Raw genomic sequence first — 13,174 nt, 5'->3', positions numbered from 1 at the left:
TCGCGGGCAGAGCGATGGCGGCAAGGCAGGTTGCCTGCAGCGCGCGCCCGACCTAGCGTCGGGCCGTGCCAAGGAGGGAGCGATGCGCGTCTTCCATCACCCAGACCAGATGCTGCATGCCCCACGCTTCTTCCTGATGCGCGGCAAGGTCGTGCCCTGCTTCGAGGTGCCCGCGAGGGCTGCCGCTCTGCTCGCCGGGGCGGAAGCGCTCGGCTTGACGGTGGTCACCCCTCCCGCCGCGCCGCCGCCGCTGCTCGCCTCGGTGCATGACGAGGGCTATCTCCACTTCCTGCGCGAGGGCTGGACCGCGTGGTCGGCGCAGCACGAGGCGGGGCCGGAGATCGTTCCCAACATGCACCCGACACCGGAGATGCTCGCCCAAGGCGGGCGGATGGGCAGCGGGATCGTTTCGCAAGCCGGTTGGTACATGGCCGACACGGCCTGTGCGATCGGTCCCGCGACCTGGGCGTCGGCTGTGGCCGCCGCCGCGTGCGCAGCCGCCGCCGCCGCGGAGGTCGCCGCCGGTGCACGGGCGGCCTATGCGCTCTGCCGGCCGCCCGGCCATCACGCCTATGCCGCGCGCGCCGGCGGGCACTGCTACCTCAACAACAGCGCGCTCGCGGCCGAGACGCTGCGGGCCTCGGGGGCTGCGCGCGTCGCAGTGCTCGACATCGACAGCCATCACGGCAACGGCACGCAGGGGATCTTCTGGTATCGGCCCGATGTGCTAACGGTCAGCGTCCACGGCGATCCGAACTTCTACTATCCCTGGTATGTCGGTCACGCGAGCGAGCGCGGCGGCCCTGGCGGAGAAGGCGCAAACCTCAACCATCCGCTGCCGCGACGTGCGGGAGACGGGCCCTGGCTCGAGGCGATCGACGCCGGCTGCGATGCGATCGCCGGGTTCGGGGCGGACGCGCTCGTGCTCGCGCTCGGTTTCGATGCCTCGGCGCACGAGCCGCTCGGCTTCCTCGAGGTCTCGGATGATGCCTTCGCCCGCGCCGGAGCGCGCATCGCGGCGCTCGGCCTGCCGACCGTGATTGTGCAGGAGGGCGGATACGCGGTCGAGGCCCTGCCGGTTCTGCTCGACCGCTTCATGGCCGGGTTCGGCGGCTGATCAGGCCGCGCGGCGCACGGCCGCAAGAACGCGCTCAACCGCACCGAGCGCGGTTCGCATGTCCCGCTCGGTCACGTCGAGGTGGGTGCAGGCGCGCACGCGCGTCCGCCCCATCGCGCCCATCCGCACGCCTTCCGCCTCGAGCGCAACGCAGAACGCCTCCGCGGTCATTCCGGTTCCGGAGACGTCGAAGAAGACGAGGTTGGTCTCGGGAGTCTCGACGGCGATGCCGGGAAGCTGGGCGAGCCCAGCGACGAGCAGGCGCGCATGCGCATGGTCCTCGGCCAGACGCTCGACATGATGGTCGAGCGCGTAGAGGCAGCCGGCGGCGCAGATGCCGCCCTGGCGGAACGCGCCGCCGAGCCGCTGCTTCCACCGCCAGGCCTCGCCGATCAGCGCCAGCGAGCCCGCGAGCACGGCGCCGACCGGAGCGCCGAGCCCCTTTGTGAAATCGATCCAGGCCGTATCGAAGCCCTTCGCGTGCTCCGCTGCGGGAACGCCGGAGGCAACGACGGCGTTCATCAGCCGCGCGCCATCGAGATGGGTGGCGAGCCCGTGGCGCTTCGCCGTGTCCGCAACCTCGTTCAGCTGCGCGACGGGCCAGACCGTTCCGCCGCCCATGTTCGCCGTCTGCTCGGCCGCCAACAGCCGTGTGCGCGGCGCATAGCGGCTCGGGGGGCGGATGGCCGCCTCGACATCGGCCGGCGTGAAAAGACCGCGAACGGAGCGAAGCGGGGTGACAAGGACGGAGGCGAGCGCCGCCGGCGCGCCACCCTCGGCGACCAGGATATGGCAGTCGGATGCGCCGATCACCTCGTCGCCGGGCCGGCAATGGACGAGGAGCGCGATCTCGTTGCACATCGTGCCTGAGGGGAGGAACATCGCCGCCTCCTTGCCGAGGAGGTCCGCCACGCGAGCGCAGAGCGTGTTGATCGTCGGGTCCTCGCCGCGCTGCTCGTCGCCCACCTCGGCGCGGGCGATCGCCTCGCGCATGCCGGGCGTGGGCTTCGTCTGCGTGTCGGAGTAGAGGTTGATCAGGCCAGGCGGGATGGCCTCGGGTTTGGGCGCGTAGCTCATCTGTTGCTTCTCCGTGACGAGAGGGCGCGGGCGTGCGCTCAGCCCGCGGCGCCGGCAAGGCGCAGGAGCGGCGTGCCCGCTCCCATCAGAAGCGAGGGCACGAGGCCCGCCTCGCGCGCAAGCAGCGCGAGATAGGGCCCCATCAGGCCGCGCGGGCCGCCGGCAACGGCAGCGTCGAGCGGCGCAGCCCCGCCCAGAACCGCGGTCAGATGCGCGGGCCAGGCCGCGTTCTGGCCCTCGATCACCACGGCGAAATCCTCGGCCCCGCCATGGAGCCGGACCGTTCCGCCTCGCGGCAGTGCTTCCGCCGCCACGACCAGGGACGCGAGCACGACGCGCCCGGTCTCGGGCCGGAACACCGTTCCGGGAGCGAGCGGGGAGAGATCGACCTCGACACGGCCGCTTCCGATCGTGCCGCGCACGAGCGCCCCGACCTCCTCGGCAGAGAGAGGGCCGGAAGGAGGACCGAACAGGGAGCGGAGCAGCTTGACGCGCGCGGCGACCTCGCAGGCGCCCTCGGCCATCAGCCCGATCGCTTCGCCTCCCTCGCGCCCGCCCTCCTGACGCGCCAGCTCGACGGCATTGGCGATGATCGAGAGCGGGCCGCTGATGTCGTGACAGAGGCGTGCAGCCACCACTTCCGCGAAGCGCTGCGCCGCTCGAGGCGTCTCCCCGCCACCCATGGCTTCCTGCCCCTCTCCGCCCGCACGCGCCGCTGTGGCGGCTCAGATGTCTCTCCCGCCAAGCGGGATCACGTCAACCCATTCCCCTGCTGCAACCTCTGGCGCATCGGGCGGCCGCAGGATCAGCGCATCCGCCGCAGCGAGGACGGCCATCTGCGACGAATCCTGCCGTGCCGCGGGCGTCGCCACCAAAACGCCGTCAGCATCGCGCGCCAGCGTGGCACGAAGATGGTCTGCCCTGTGGTCATTCGCGGCAAGCCTCGCGCCAGCGCGCGCCCGCACGGTCGCAGGCGCCGCACCGGGAAGGCCGAGCAGGCGCTCGATCGCAGGCACGAGGAACAGGATTGCGCACACGGTGGCCGAGACCGGGTTGCCGGGAAGGCCGATCAGCGCCGCATCGCCCACCCTGCCGAACATGAAGGGCTTTCCCGGTCGCATCGCGATCTTCCAGAAATCGAGCGCAAGCCCGAGCGGGGCGAGTGCGGGGCGGACGAGATCATGCTGGCCGACTGAGGCGCCCCCCGAGGTGACCACGAGATCGGCCCCCCGCGCGGCGGCGACGGCGGCCGCGATCGCCTCGGGATCGTCCGGCGCGATCGGCAACAGGATCGGCTCTCCGCCTGCAGCGCGCACCACCGACTCGAGCACGAAACCGTTCGAGGATACCACCCCGCCCTCGGGCACAGGGTCGCCGGGCAGGGTGACCTCGTCGCCGGTCGCAAGGATCGCCACCCGCGGCCGGCGGCGCACCGTGAGCCAGGCGTGGCCGGCCGAAGCCGCGAGGCCGACGTCCCGCGCGGTGAGCCGGCGTGGCGGCGAGAGCAGCATTGTTCCGTGAGCGAAATCCCCCGCGCGCGGGCGCACATGCGCTCCGGGCTTCGGCACAACGCGAATCTCGACCTCGCCTGCCCCCTCGCCCCGCTCGGCGAAGTCGGTGTCCTCCTGGACCACGACCGAATCGGCGCCCGCGGGGATGACGCTTCCCGTGAACAGGCGAACCGCCTCGCCCGGCCCCACGGTTCCCCGGAAGGGATGACCGGCAGGCGCGGAGCCGACGACACGAAGCCGCGCCGGCGGGCGGGCGCAATCCTCCGCGCGCACCGCAAACCCGTCCATCGCCGAGACATCCGCCCCCGGCTTGTCGAGCCGCGCCGCCACGGGAGCGGCGAGCACCCTCCCCCAGGCGGCCGAAAGCGCGACCACTTCGGGGCCGACCGGGGAGAGAGCGGCGAGAATACGCTGCCGCGCCTCGGCGACCGAGATCATGGCGCGTCGTAGACGCCGCTTCGCCCGCCGGACTTGTGGACGAGCCGGATCCCCTCGATTCGCATCGCCCGGTCGATCGCCTTGCACATGTCATAGACCGTGAGCGCCGCAACCGAGACAGCGGTCAGCGCCTCCATCTCGACGCCGGTGCGGCCCGTCACCTTCACCGTCGCGGTGATCCGCACCGTCTCGTCCCCCTCTGTCTCGAGCGCGAGCGTGACCGAGGAGAGCGGCAGCGGATGGCAGAGCGGGATCAGCTCCGCCGTGCGCTTCGCCGCCATGATGCCGGCAAGCCGCGCGACCGCGAGCACGTCTCCCTTGGCGATGCCCCGGTCGCGGATCGCGGCGAGCGTGGCCGGCGCCATCACCACCCGCCCCTCTGCGACGGCGACGCGGGCGGTGACGTCCTTCTCCGAGACGTCGACCATCACCGCGTTGCCTGCCTCGTCGAAATGGGTCAGCCCGCTCATCGTCGTTCAGGCAAGAAGGGAGCGGGTAGCGGCAGCGACATCGCCCTGCCGCATCAGGCTCTCGCCGATGAGGAAGGCGCGCGCCCCGGCCCGGGCCATCCGCGCGAGATCGGCCGGCGTGCCGAGCCCGCTTTCGGCGACGACGAGCCGACCGGGCGGAACGCGCGGCGCGAGGCGCTCGGTGGTGGCAAGGTCGGTCGTGAGCGTACGGAGGTCGCGGTTGTTGATGCCGATCAACGGTGAGGCGAGAGCGAGCGCACGGTCGAGCTCGCGCTCGTCATGCACCTCGACGAGAACATCCATGCCGAGGTCAGTCGCGAGACGTTCGAGCGAGGCCGCCTCCGAGTCCTCGAGGCAGGCCATGATGAGGAGGATGCAATCCGCCCCCATCGCGCGTGCCTCGAGAACCTGCCAGAGGTCGAGCATGAAGTCCTTGCGCAGCACGGGCAGGTGCACGGCGCCGCGAGCGGCGACGAGATGTTCCGGAGCACCTTGGAAGAAGGGCCGATCGGTCAGCACGGAGAGGCAGGTCGCCCCACCCTCGGCATAGGCGCGGGCGAGCGCGGTAGGGTCGAAGTCGGGGCGGATCAGCCCGGCCGAGGGCGAGGCCTTCTTGATCTCGGCGATCAGGCCGTAGCGACGTGCCGCGGCCTCCGCAAGCGCCCGGGCGAAGCCGCGCGTCGGGGGGGCGGCGAGCGCCTCGCGCTCGAGCACGGCGGCGGGCCGTGCCGCCTTGAGCACTGCGAGATCGGCGCGCGTGCGGGCGCAGATGCGCGCGAGCGCATCCGGCATCCGTTCCGCGACCGCACTCATGGCCGCCCCCCTTTCGTGATCGAGACGAGCGCTTCGAGCGCCGCCTTCGCAGACCCTTCGTCGATCGAGCGGGCGGCCATCTCTACCCCCGCGCGCAGCCCATCGGCGCGGCCGGCGATCACGAGCGCCGCCGCGGCATTGAGCAGCACAGCGTTTCGGTACGGCCCGCCCATGCCATCGAGCAGGGCACGAAGCGCCTCGGCATTCTCGGCCGCATCGCCCCCCTTCAGCGCCGCAGGGCTGCCAAGCGGCAGCCCGGCCTCCTCGGGCGAGAGGGTGAACTCCCGCACCCTCCCCTCCTCCCACGCGGCGACGTGGCTCGGGCCGGTCACCGTCAGCTCATCGAGCCCGTCCGAGCCATGCACCACCCAGGCGCGGTCGCACCCCAACCGGCCGAGCGTCTCGGCGAGCGGGCGGAGCCAGGTGCGCGAGAACACGCCCATGAGCTGGCGCCTCACGCCGGCGGGATTCGAGAGCGGGCCCAGCAGGTTGAAGATCGTGCGGATGCCGAGCTCGACGCGCGGGCCGGCGACGTGGCGCATCGCCGCGTGGTGGCGCGGTGCGAGCAGGAAGGCCACGCGTGCCTGCCGCATCGCCGCCTCGATGACGGGAAAGGGCGCCTCGAGATTCACGCCAAGGGCGGCGAGCACATCCGCCGCACCCGACCTTGAGGACACGGCCCGGTTGCCGTGCTTGGCGACAGGCACGCCCGCGCCGGCGACTACGAAGGCGACGGCGGTCGAGATGTTGAGCGTGCCGGCGGCATCGCCACCCGTTCCGCAGACGTCGATCGCTCCCTCGGGTGCAGCCACACGGCTCATCTTCGCCCGCATCGCCCGCGCCGCCCCGGTGATCTCGGCGACCGTTTCGCCGCGCACGCGCAGAGCCATCAACAGCCCCGCGATCTGCGCCGGCGTCGCCTCGCCCGACATCAGGAGGTCGAACGCCGCCTCCGCGTCCGCCTCGCTCAGCGGCTCGCCCTCGGCGAGACGCGCGAGAACGGGCTTGAGCGTGCGCGGGGCCGCCCCGACCACGGTGACGCTCATGCCGGCACCGGCGCCCGCCTCTCGCGGCGGGCGAGCGCCATGAAGTTGGCGAGGAGCCTGTGCCCGTGCTCGGAGGCGATGCTTTCGGGATGGAACTGGACGCCGAAGATCGGCAGCGAGCGGTGTCGGAGCGCCATGATAAGACCTTCGGCGTTGAACGCTGTCGCCTCCAGAACGGCGGGCAGCGTGTCGCGCTCGACCACGAGAGAGTGGTAGCGCGTGGCGCGGAAACCCTGAGGCACGCCGTCGAAGATGTCGGTGCCGGAATGCTCGATCCGATCGACCTTGCCGTGCCAGGGCTTCGGCGCACGAACCACACGTCCACCGAAAGCCTGGCCGATCGCCTGGTGGCCGAGGCACACGCCGAGCATCGGCACGCGCCCTGCACCCTGGCGGATGAGGTCGAGGCAGATCCCCGCCCGGTCGGGGTCGCAAGGCCCTGGGCTGAGCACGACGGCTTCCGGGCGGAGCGCAAGCGCCTCGTCGGCGGAGAGGGCATCGTTGCGCACCACCTCCACCTCCTCACCGAGCTCGCCGAGGAAGTGGAAAAGGTTGAAGGTGAAACTGTCGTAGTTGTCGACGAGCAGGATCATGGCGCCAGATTGCGCGCAGGGGCAGAGACGGTCAACGCGCCGGTCGCCGCTTCCGATGGGTTCGGATCGGCGATCGGGCCTGGGCGGGGGGCGAGTCGTCGCGGCAACACCATCTCCATGACAGATGTTCGCAAGCGGCGGCGACCGGCGCGTCAGCGCGGCGGTCGGACGGGCCGGCCGAGGCGCGCCCGGCGCGGGCTCGGCCGTCGCCTGCGTCGGGCCATCCTGCTGCTCCTCCTCGGGGCCGCGCTCGCCTACCCGGGCGCCTTTCTCGCCGATGCCCTGCTCGCTGCCCTGCAGTGACCGAGGGTCGAGCGAAGCGGGCTGGTGCGGCCGCGTGGCGGGTCTAGAGTGCGGGGATCACGCTGCACCACTGACACGCAGGGCAGAAGCCATGGCAGACCCCCTCGACCCCGTCGGCGCCTTCATGCCCGGGCCTCGAATCACCCTTCCCGGCGCTGGTTCGGGCCCGCTCGCCGGGCTGAGCTTCGGGCTGAAGGACCTGTTCGACGTCGCCGGCCACGTCTCGACCTTCGGGAACCCGGACTGGGCCCGCACCCACCCGCCGGCAGCGATCACCGCGCCCTGCGTGAGGATGCTGACGGAAGCCGGCGCGACCATGGTGGGGAAGACCGTGACGGTCGAACTCGCCGCCGGGCTCACCGGCGAGAACCTCTGGTACGGCATGCCGATCAACCCTGCCGCGCCCGACCGCGTTCCGGGAGGCTCCTCGAGCGGTTCGGCCGCCGGCCTCGCGGCAGGTCTGTTCGACTTCGCGCTCGGCTCCGACACGGCAGGAAGCGTGCGCATCCCCGCGAGCTACTGCGGCCTCTACGGCATACGCCCGACCTGGGGGGCGGTGAACAGCTGCGGCGTCCTGCCGCTCGGCCCCTCCTTCGACACGGTGGGCTGGTTCGCGCGCGAGGCCTCGCTGCTGCGCCGCGTGGGCGACGTGCTGTTGCCGCCAGACCCGCCGCGTTCCCTCGGCCCCCTGCTTAAGGTCGAGGAAGCCTGGATGAACGCCGACCCCGCGGTGGCCGCGGCGCTGATCCCGCCGCTCGAGCGCCTCGAGGCAGCCTTCGGACGGGCGCTTCAGGTCGAAGTCGCGATCGAGGGGCTCTCGGCCTTCTTCGATGCGTTCCGTGCCTGCAACAACGAGGAGAACCTCGCCGCGCTCGGGGCCTGGGTGGCCTCGGTGAAGCCGAAGCTGTCGCCGGCGGTGCAGGCACGGTTTGACCAGGCGCCGCACCAGCCGGCGGCGAAGACCGCCTGGGCACGTCACCTTCGGGCGACCGCGGGGGCGAGGATCCGCTCCCTGCTTGGCGGTGGGGCGGTGCTCGTGTTTCCGACCTCGCCTCTGATCGCGCCGAAGCGCGACGTCGGGCCGGAGGAGGTGCAGCATGTGCGCGAGCGGACGATCGGCGTGACCTCGATCTCGGGCTTTTCCGGCGCGCCTGAGGTGACCCTTCCGGCCGCACGCGTCGATGGCGCTCCCGTAGGCCTCTCGCTCCTCTCCGCCCCGGGAACCGATCGCGCTCTGCTTGCTCTGGCCGAGCGTGCCGCCGAGGTGCTCGGCCTGCCCTGAGGCCGCGGCGCAGAGCGCGACCGGGACGGCACGACCGTCGCGCCCGGGCCCCGGAGTTACGGCAACGTCCAAGGCCGGATCGCGAGCGGCGGCGTCGGCACGTCCGGGACGGGGCTGAGCTCCGCTCAGAAGCTTGTGCTGCGTGCCGCCGGTCTGCCCGAGCGCTGCGGGCCGCGGCTGCCCCGATCAGCCGGTCGGACTCGCCGCGGGCGGCGCGGCCGGAAGAGCCTCAGGCGCACCGTAGATGCGCCGTGCGCGGCGCTCGAAGGCGGCGACCATCACCCGCACCGCCTCGTTGAAGACAACCCCGATCGCCGCCTGCAGGATGCGCGAGCGGAACTCGAAGTCGACATAGAAATCAACAAGAGTTCCAGAGCCCTCGGGGGTGAACTTCCAATGGTTGTTGAGGTAGCGGAAGGGCCCCTCGCCATAGCGCACGTGGATGTGGCCGGGCCGATCGAGCGTGACATGGCTCGTGAACCGCTCGCGGAACACCTTGAAGCCGATCACGAGGTCGGCGACCAGGTGGACGTCCGACCGTTCGCGAACGCGCGCGCCGATGCACCAGGGAAGGAACTCGGGGTACCGGCCCACATCGGCGACCAGGTCGAAGAGCTGGTCTGGCCGGTAGGGCATGAAGGTCTTCTGCGCGTGCGTTGGCATCGTGCCCAGTATCTGGGGGCAAGCCCTGTGAAGAAAAGACGAAAACGGTGTGTCAGCGGGCGCGATCGGCCCTCACAGCGAGCTGGTGGTCGCGCGCCGCGCGAAGGGCCTCGAAGTCGCTGTCGGCGTGGTAGGAGCTGCGCGTCAGGGGGCTCGCCGCAACCATCAGGAACCCCTTGCCGCGAGCGAGCGCGGCATAGTCGGCGAACTCCTCTGGCGTGACGAAGCGTGCGACGGCCGCGTGCTTGACCGTCGGCTGCAGATACTGGCCGAGGGTGAGGAAATCGACCTCAGCCGCGCGGAGATCATCCATCACCTGGATCAGCTCGATCCGCTCCTCGCCGAGCCCGACCATCAGCCCCGACTTGGTGAAGATCGACGGGTCGAGCTCCTTCACCCGCGCGAGCAGGCGCAGCGAGACAAAGTAGCGCGCGCCCGGGCGGATCGTCGGGTAGAGGCGCGGCACGGTCTCGAGGTTGTGGTTGAACACGTCCGGTCGCGCCGCGACCACGGTCTCGATCGCGCCATCCCCTTTGCGCAGGAAGTCGGGCGTGAGCACCTCGATGGTGGTACCGGGGGCGGCAGCACGGATAGCGCGGATCGTGGCGGCGAAATGCGCGGCACCGCCATCCGCGAGGTCGTCACGATCGACCGAGGTGATGACGACGTGGCGAAGGCCCATCGCCGCCACCGCTTCGGCCACGCGCTGCGGCTCGGTGGCATCAAGAGGCTTGGGGATGCCGGTGGCAACATTGCAGAAGCTGCACGCGCGCGTGCAGACATCGCCCATGATCATCATCGTCGCGTGGCGCTTCGACCAGCACTCGCCGATGTTCGGGCAGGCCGCCTCCTCGCAGACGGTGACGAGCCCCTTCTCGCGGATCAGCGCCTTCGTTTCGACATAGACCGGGTGCGTCGGCGCCTTCACCCTGATCCAGGCCGGCTTGCGCTGGATAGGGTTGTCGGGCCGATGCGCCTTCTCCGGGTGGCGCGCGGCGCCTGTCTTGCGGTGGTCGATCTCGATCCGGACGGTCATGGCTCAGATATGGATCACCCGGCCGTAGGCGTCGAGCACGCTCTCGTGCATCGCCTCGGAGATGGTCGGGTGCGGGAAGACGGTGTGCATCAGCTCCGCCTCGGTGAGCTCTGCCGTGCGGGCCACGACATAGCCCTGGATCATCTCGGTCACCTCGGGCCCGACCATGTGGGCGCCGAGGAGCTCGCCGGTCTTGGCGTCGAACACGGTCTTGATCAGCCCCTCGGGCTCGCCCATCGCGATCGCTTTGCCGTTGCCGATGAAGGGGAAGCGGCCAACCCGAACCTCGTGGCCTTTCGCCTTCGCCGCCGCCTCCGTCAGCCCCACGCTTGCGATCTGCGGGCGGCAATAGGTGCAGCCGGGGATGGTCGTGACGTCGAGCGGGCTCACATGGCTTAGGCCCGCGATCGCCTCGACGCAGACGACACCCTCATGGCTCGCCTTGTGCGCAAGCCAGGGCGGGCCGGTGAGATCGCCGATCGCGTACACGCCGGGCTCGCCGGTGCAGCCGAACCCGTCGGTGACGACATGTGTCTTCTCGACCCGCACGCCGGTGCCCTCGAGGCCGATGCCCTCTACATTGCCGACAATGCCGACGGCGCTGATCACCACCTCGACCGCGATCTCATGCGTCCTGCCGCCCTTCTCCTCGACGGTGACGACAGCGCCAGCGCCTGACGTCGCGACCGCCTTGACGGTCGCATTCGTGAGGATCGTCATCCCCTGCTTGACGAAGGCCTTGTGCGCGAAGGCGGAGATCTCGGCGTCCTCGACCGGAAGGATCCGGTCCATCACCTCCACCACCGTCACCTTCGCGCCCATGTTCGCGTAGAAGGAGGCGAATTCGATGCCGATCGCACCGGAGCCGATGACAAGCAGTGATTTCGGCATCGCCGCTGGGACCATCGCCTCGCGATAGGTCCAGATCACCTTCCCGTCCGGCTCGATCCCCGGCAGCACGCGGGCGCGCGCGCCGGTGGCGAGGATGATGTGAGGCGCGGTGAGGGTGGCGGCATCCTTGCCGTCCTTGGTCACGCGAACGGTGTTCGGCCCAGCGAGCGCGCCGTGGCCATCGACGACCGTGACCCTGTTCTTCTTGAGGAGATGCTTGACGCCTCCCGAGAGCTGGGCCGCGACCTGGCGCGAGCGCCCGATCACCTTCTGGAGGTCGAAGCGCGGGTTGTCGGCGGCAAAGCCATAGGCGTCGAGCGTGTGGAGGAGGTGGTTGATCTCTGAGGCCCGCAGCAAGGCCTTGGTTGGGATGCAGCCCCAGTTGAGGCAGATGCCCCCCAGATGCTCGCGCTCGACCAGCGCGACGCGCATGCCGAGTTGGGCCGCGCGGATGGCCGCAACATAGCCGCCAGGGCCGCCGCCCACCACGATCAGGTCATACGCGTCGGGCATGGCCGCCCCCCTTCTCCGCTCCTGCCGCCACTCACAGCATCATCTGCAGCGGGTCCTCCACGATGCCCTTGAACACGCCGAGCCACTCCGCGGCGAGAGCACCATCGATCACGCGGTGATCGACGCTGAGCGTGACGGTCATCACGGTCGCGATCGCAAGCGCCCCGTCCTTCACAACCGGGCGCTGCTCGGCCGCGCTGACGGCGAGGATCGCCGCCTGCGGCGGGTTGATGATGGCGGCGAAGTCCTTCACCCCCATCATGCCCATGTTGCTGATCGAGAACGATCCGCCCTGGAACTCCTCGGGCATGAGCTTGCCCGCTCTGGCGCGCGCCGCGAGGTCCTTCATCTCGTTCGAGATCGCGGCGAGGCCCTTGAGGTCGGCCTTGCGGATGATCGGCGTGATCAGGCCGTCCGGGACGGCAACGGCGACCGAGATGTCGACATCGTCGTAGAGAACCATGCCCTCGTCGGTCCAGGAGGCGTTGACCGAGGGCAGGCGCCTGAGCGCGAGCGCGGCCGCCTTGATGACGAGGTCGTTCACCGAGAGTTTGAAGGCGCCGGGGCCCTCCTTGGGCGACTTCGCGTTGAGCTCAGCGCGGAGCTTGAGCAGCGCATCCAGCTCCACGTCACGCGAGGCGTAGAAGTGCGGGATGGTCGCCTTGCTCTCGCCGAGGCGTCTGGCGATCACCTTGCGCATCGTCGAATGCGGAACGAGTCGATGCGGCGCCGTGACGGTGACGGACGGCGTCGGGGCCGCCTTCGCCGCCGGCGCAGGAGCGGGGGCAGGCGCAACGACGGGCGACGGGGCGACCACCGGCGCGGGCGGCGCGGCAGGAGCGGCGGCGGCGGCGGGATGCGCGCGCGCAGCAAGCGCCGCGTCGATATCCGCCTTGACGATCCGCCCGCCCGGGCCCGAGCCCTTGAGGGCGGAGAGGTCGATGCCGGCCTGTGCGGCCATACGACGCGCGAGCGGCGAGGCGAACACGCGGCCGTCACCGCCATGGCCGTTGCTCGTGGCGCTGGCCGGAGCGGGCGCCGGGGCAGGCCCGGCGACCGGGGCCGGCGCCAGCGACGCCATCGCAGGCTTCGGCGCGGGCGGCGCGACCGGCGCCAGAGGCTTGGACGCGGGGGTCGGTGCTGGCGCGGCAGCCGCTCCCTCCTCCTCGAGCACAGCGATCACGGAGTTCACCGCCACCCCCTCCGTTCCCTCGGGAACCACGATCCGCGCCAGAATCCCCTCGTCGACCGCCTCCACCTCCATCGTCGCTTTGTCGGTCTCGATCTCGGCGATCACCTCGCCCGCCTTAATCCGCTCCCCCTCCTTCTTCAGCCACTTCGCAAGCTTGCCCTCCGTCATCGTCGGGCTCAGAGCCGGCATCAGGATGTTGGTGGCCATCGTCTCCCTCCCCTCGCCTGCG

Annotated in this window: 14 protein-coding genes; 3 read left to right on the top strand and 11 right to left on the bottom strand. The window is 70.9% G+C overall.

Going from position 1 to position 13,174, the window contains the following annotated elements; translation table 11 throughout:
* Nucleotides 1-82: 82 nt before the first annotated feature.
* A complete protein-coding gene (locus KO353_RS00855) occupies nt 83-1,117 on the top strand; it encodes a histone deacetylase family protein (protein ID WP_218285914.1) in 1,035 nt (344 codons plus the stop codon).
* On the opposite strand, the gene KO353_RS00850 is transcribed toward KO353_RS00855, so the two are convergent.
* The 7 genes from KO353_RS00850 to KO353_RS00820 are packed head-to-tail and all read right to left on the bottom strand — an operon-like array spanning nt 1,118 to nt 7,065.
* A complete protein-coding gene (locus tag KO353_RS00850) occupies nt 1,118-2,194 on the bottom strand; it encodes a threonine aldolase family protein (RefSeq protein ID WP_218285913.1) in 1,077 nt (358 codons plus the stop codon).
* 38 nt (nt 2,195-2,232) lie between these two features.
* Nucleotides 2,233-2,877 (bottom strand): histidine phosphotransferase family protein, encoded by a 645-nt coding sequence (locus KO353_RS00845; RefSeq protein WP_218285912.1) that lies wholly within the window; start codon nt 2,875-2,877, stop codon nt 2,233-2,235.
* Nucleotides 2,878-2,919: 42 nt separating this feature from the next.
* Nucleotides 2,920-4,143 carry a molybdopterin molybdotransferase MoeA gene (locus KO353_RS00840; RefSeq protein ID WP_218285911.1) on the bottom strand — a complete coding sequence of 408 codons (1,224 nt, stop codon included), beginning with the start codon at nt 4,141-4,143 and terminating at the stop codon, nt 2,920-2,922.
* Nucleotides 4,140-4,613 carry a cyclic pyranopterin monophosphate synthase MoaC gene (gene moaC, locus KO353_RS00835; protein ID WP_218285910.1) on the bottom strand — a complete coding sequence of 158 codons (474 nt, stop codon included), beginning with the start codon at nt 4,611-4,613 and terminating at the stop codon, nt 4,140-4,142. Before moaC ends, KO353_RS00840 begins: the two co-directional genes overlap by 4 nt.
* Nucleotides 4,614-4,619: 6 nt before the next feature.
* Complete coding sequence (gene trpC / locus KO353_RS00830) at nt 4,620-5,426, bottom strand: indole-3-glycerol phosphate synthase TrpC (RefSeq protein ID WP_456236921.1); 807 nt, start codon at nt 5,424-5,426, stop codon at nt 4,620-4,622.
* Complete coding sequence (gene trpD / locus KO353_RS00825) at nt 5,423-6,472, bottom strand: anthranilate phosphoribosyltransferase (protein WP_218285909.1); 1,050 nt, start codon at nt 6,470-6,472, stop codon at nt 5,423-5,425. The genes trpC and trpD overlap by 4 nt, the downstream gene beginning before the upstream one ends.
* The gene (locus tag KO353_RS00820) at nt 6,469-7,065 is read right to left on the bottom strand and encodes an anthranilate synthase component II (RefSeq protein WP_218285908.1); all 597 of its coding nucleotides are present in this window, start codon (nt 7,063-7,065) and stop codon (nt 6,469-6,471) included. Before KO353_RS00820 ends, trpD begins: the two co-directional genes overlap by 4 nt.
* Before the next feature lie 117 nt (nt 7,066-7,182).
* Here KO353_RS00820 and KO353_RS00815 point away from each other — a divergent pair, with 117 nt between their 5' ends.
* Both KO353_RS00815 and KO353_RS00810 read left to right on the top strand, forming a co-directional pair.
* A complete protein-coding gene (locus KO353_RS00815; RefSeq protein WP_218285907.1) occupies nt 7,183-7,368 on the top strand; it encodes a hypothetical protein in 186 nt (61 codons plus the stop codon).
* 91 nt (nt 7,369-7,459) lie between these two features.
* Complete coding sequence (locus tag KO353_RS00810) at nt 7,460-8,650, top strand: amidase (protein WP_218285906.1); 1,191 nt, start codon at nt 7,460-7,462, stop codon at nt 8,648-8,650.
* Nucleotides 8,651-8,836: 186 nt separating this feature from the next.
* Here KO353_RS00810 and KO353_RS00805 read toward each other — a convergent pair whose 3' ends face one another.
* The 4 genes from KO353_RS00805 to KO353_RS00790 are packed head-to-tail and all read right to left on the bottom strand — an operon-like array spanning nt 8,837 to nt 13,152.
* Nucleotides 8,837-9,313 carry a type II toxin-antitoxin system RatA family toxin gene (locus KO353_RS00805; protein WP_218285905.1) on the bottom strand — a complete coding sequence of 159 codons (477 nt, stop codon included), beginning with the start codon at nt 9,311-9,313 and terminating at the stop codon, nt 8,837-8,839.
* 52 nt (nt 9,314-9,365) lie between these two features.
* Nucleotides 9,366-10,349 (bottom strand): lipoyl synthase, encoded by a 984-nt coding sequence (gene lipA / locus KO353_RS00800; RefSeq protein WP_218285904.1) that lies wholly within the window; start codon nt 10,347-10,349, stop codon nt 9,366-9,368.
* 3 nt (nt 10,350-10,352) lie between these two features.
* Nucleotides 10,353-11,753 (bottom strand): dihydrolipoyl dehydrogenase, encoded by a 1,401-nt coding sequence (gene lpdA / locus KO353_RS00795; protein ID WP_218285903.1) that lies wholly within the window; start codon nt 11,751-11,753, stop codon nt 10,353-10,355.
* Between the two features lie 31 nt (nt 11,754-11,784).
* Nucleotides 11,785-13,152: a pyruvate dehydrogenase complex dihydrolipoamide acetyltransferase gene (locus KO353_RS00790; protein WP_218285902.1), complete on the bottom strand. Its 1,368-nt coding sequence runs from the start codon at nt 13,150-13,152 to the stop codon at nt 11,785-11,787.
* Nucleotides 13,153-13,174 lie beyond the last annotated feature (22 nt).

The sequence above is a fragment of the Elioraea tepida genome (assembly GCF_019203965.1).
Taxonomy (GTDB): Bacteria; Pseudomonadota; Alphaproteobacteria; order Acetobacterales; family Acetobacteraceae; genus Elioraea_A; species Elioraea_A tepida.
The sequence above is the reverse complement of the archived record's forward strand: the minus strand, read 5'-3'. Positions and strand labels throughout refer to the sequence as shown.

Excerpts from the sequence above, each read along its gene's own strand:
- KO353_RS00805 (WP_218285905.1), bottom strand. The coding sequence starts at position 9,313 with ATGCCAACGCACGCGCAGAAGACCTTCATGCCCTACCGGCCAGACCAG.
- KO353_RS00820 (WP_218285908.1), bottom strand. The coding sequence starts at position 7,065 with ATGATCCTGCTCGTCGACAACTACGACAGTTTCACCTTCAACCTTTTC.
- trpC (WP_456236921.1), bottom strand. The coding sequence starts at position 5,426 with ATGAGTGCGGTCGCGGAACGGATGCCGGATGCGCTCGCGCGCATCTGC.
- KO353_RS00810 (WP_218285906.1), top strand. The coding sequence starts at position 7,460 with ATGGCAGACCCCCTCGACCCCGTCGGCGCCTTCATGCCCGGGCCTCGA.
- trpD (WP_218285909.1), bottom strand. The coding sequence starts at position 6,472 with ATGAGCGTCACCGTGGTCGGGGCGGCCCCGCGCACGCTCAAGCCCGTT.
- moaC (WP_218285910.1), bottom strand. The coding sequence starts at position 4,613 with ATGAGCGGGCTGACCCATTTCGACGAGGCAGGCAACGCGGTGATGGTC.
- lipA (WP_218285904.1), bottom strand. The coding sequence starts at position 10,349 with ATGACCGTCCGGATCGAGATCGACCACCGCAAGACAGGCGCCGCGCGC.
- KO353_RS00845 (WP_218285912.1), bottom strand. The coding sequence starts at position 2,877 with ATGGGTGGCGGGGAGACGCCTCGAGCGGCGCAGCGCTTCGCGGAAGTG.
- KO353_RS00790 (WP_218285902.1), bottom strand. The coding sequence starts at position 13,152 with ATGGCCACCAACATCCTGATGCCGGCTCTGAGCCCGACGATGACGGAG.
- KO353_RS00815 (WP_218285907.1), top strand. The coding sequence starts at position 7,183 with ATGACAGATGTTCGCAAGCGGCGGCGACCGGCGCGTCAGCGCGGCGGT.
- KO353_RS00855 (WP_218285914.1), top strand. The coding sequence starts at position 83 with ATGCGCGTCTTCCATCACCCAGACCAGATGCTGCATGCCCCACGCTTC.
- lpdA (WP_218285903.1), bottom strand. The coding sequence starts at position 11,753 with ATGCCCGACGCGTATGACCTGATCGTGGTGGGCGGCGGCCCTGGCGGC.
- KO353_RS00850 (WP_218285913.1), bottom strand. The coding sequence starts at position 2,194 with ATGAGCTACGCGCCCAAACCCGAGGCCATCCCGCCTGGCCTGATCAAC.
- KO353_RS00840 (WP_218285911.1), bottom strand. The coding sequence starts at position 4,143 with ATGATCTCGGTCGCCGAGGCGCGGCAGCGTATTCTCGCCGCTCTCTCC.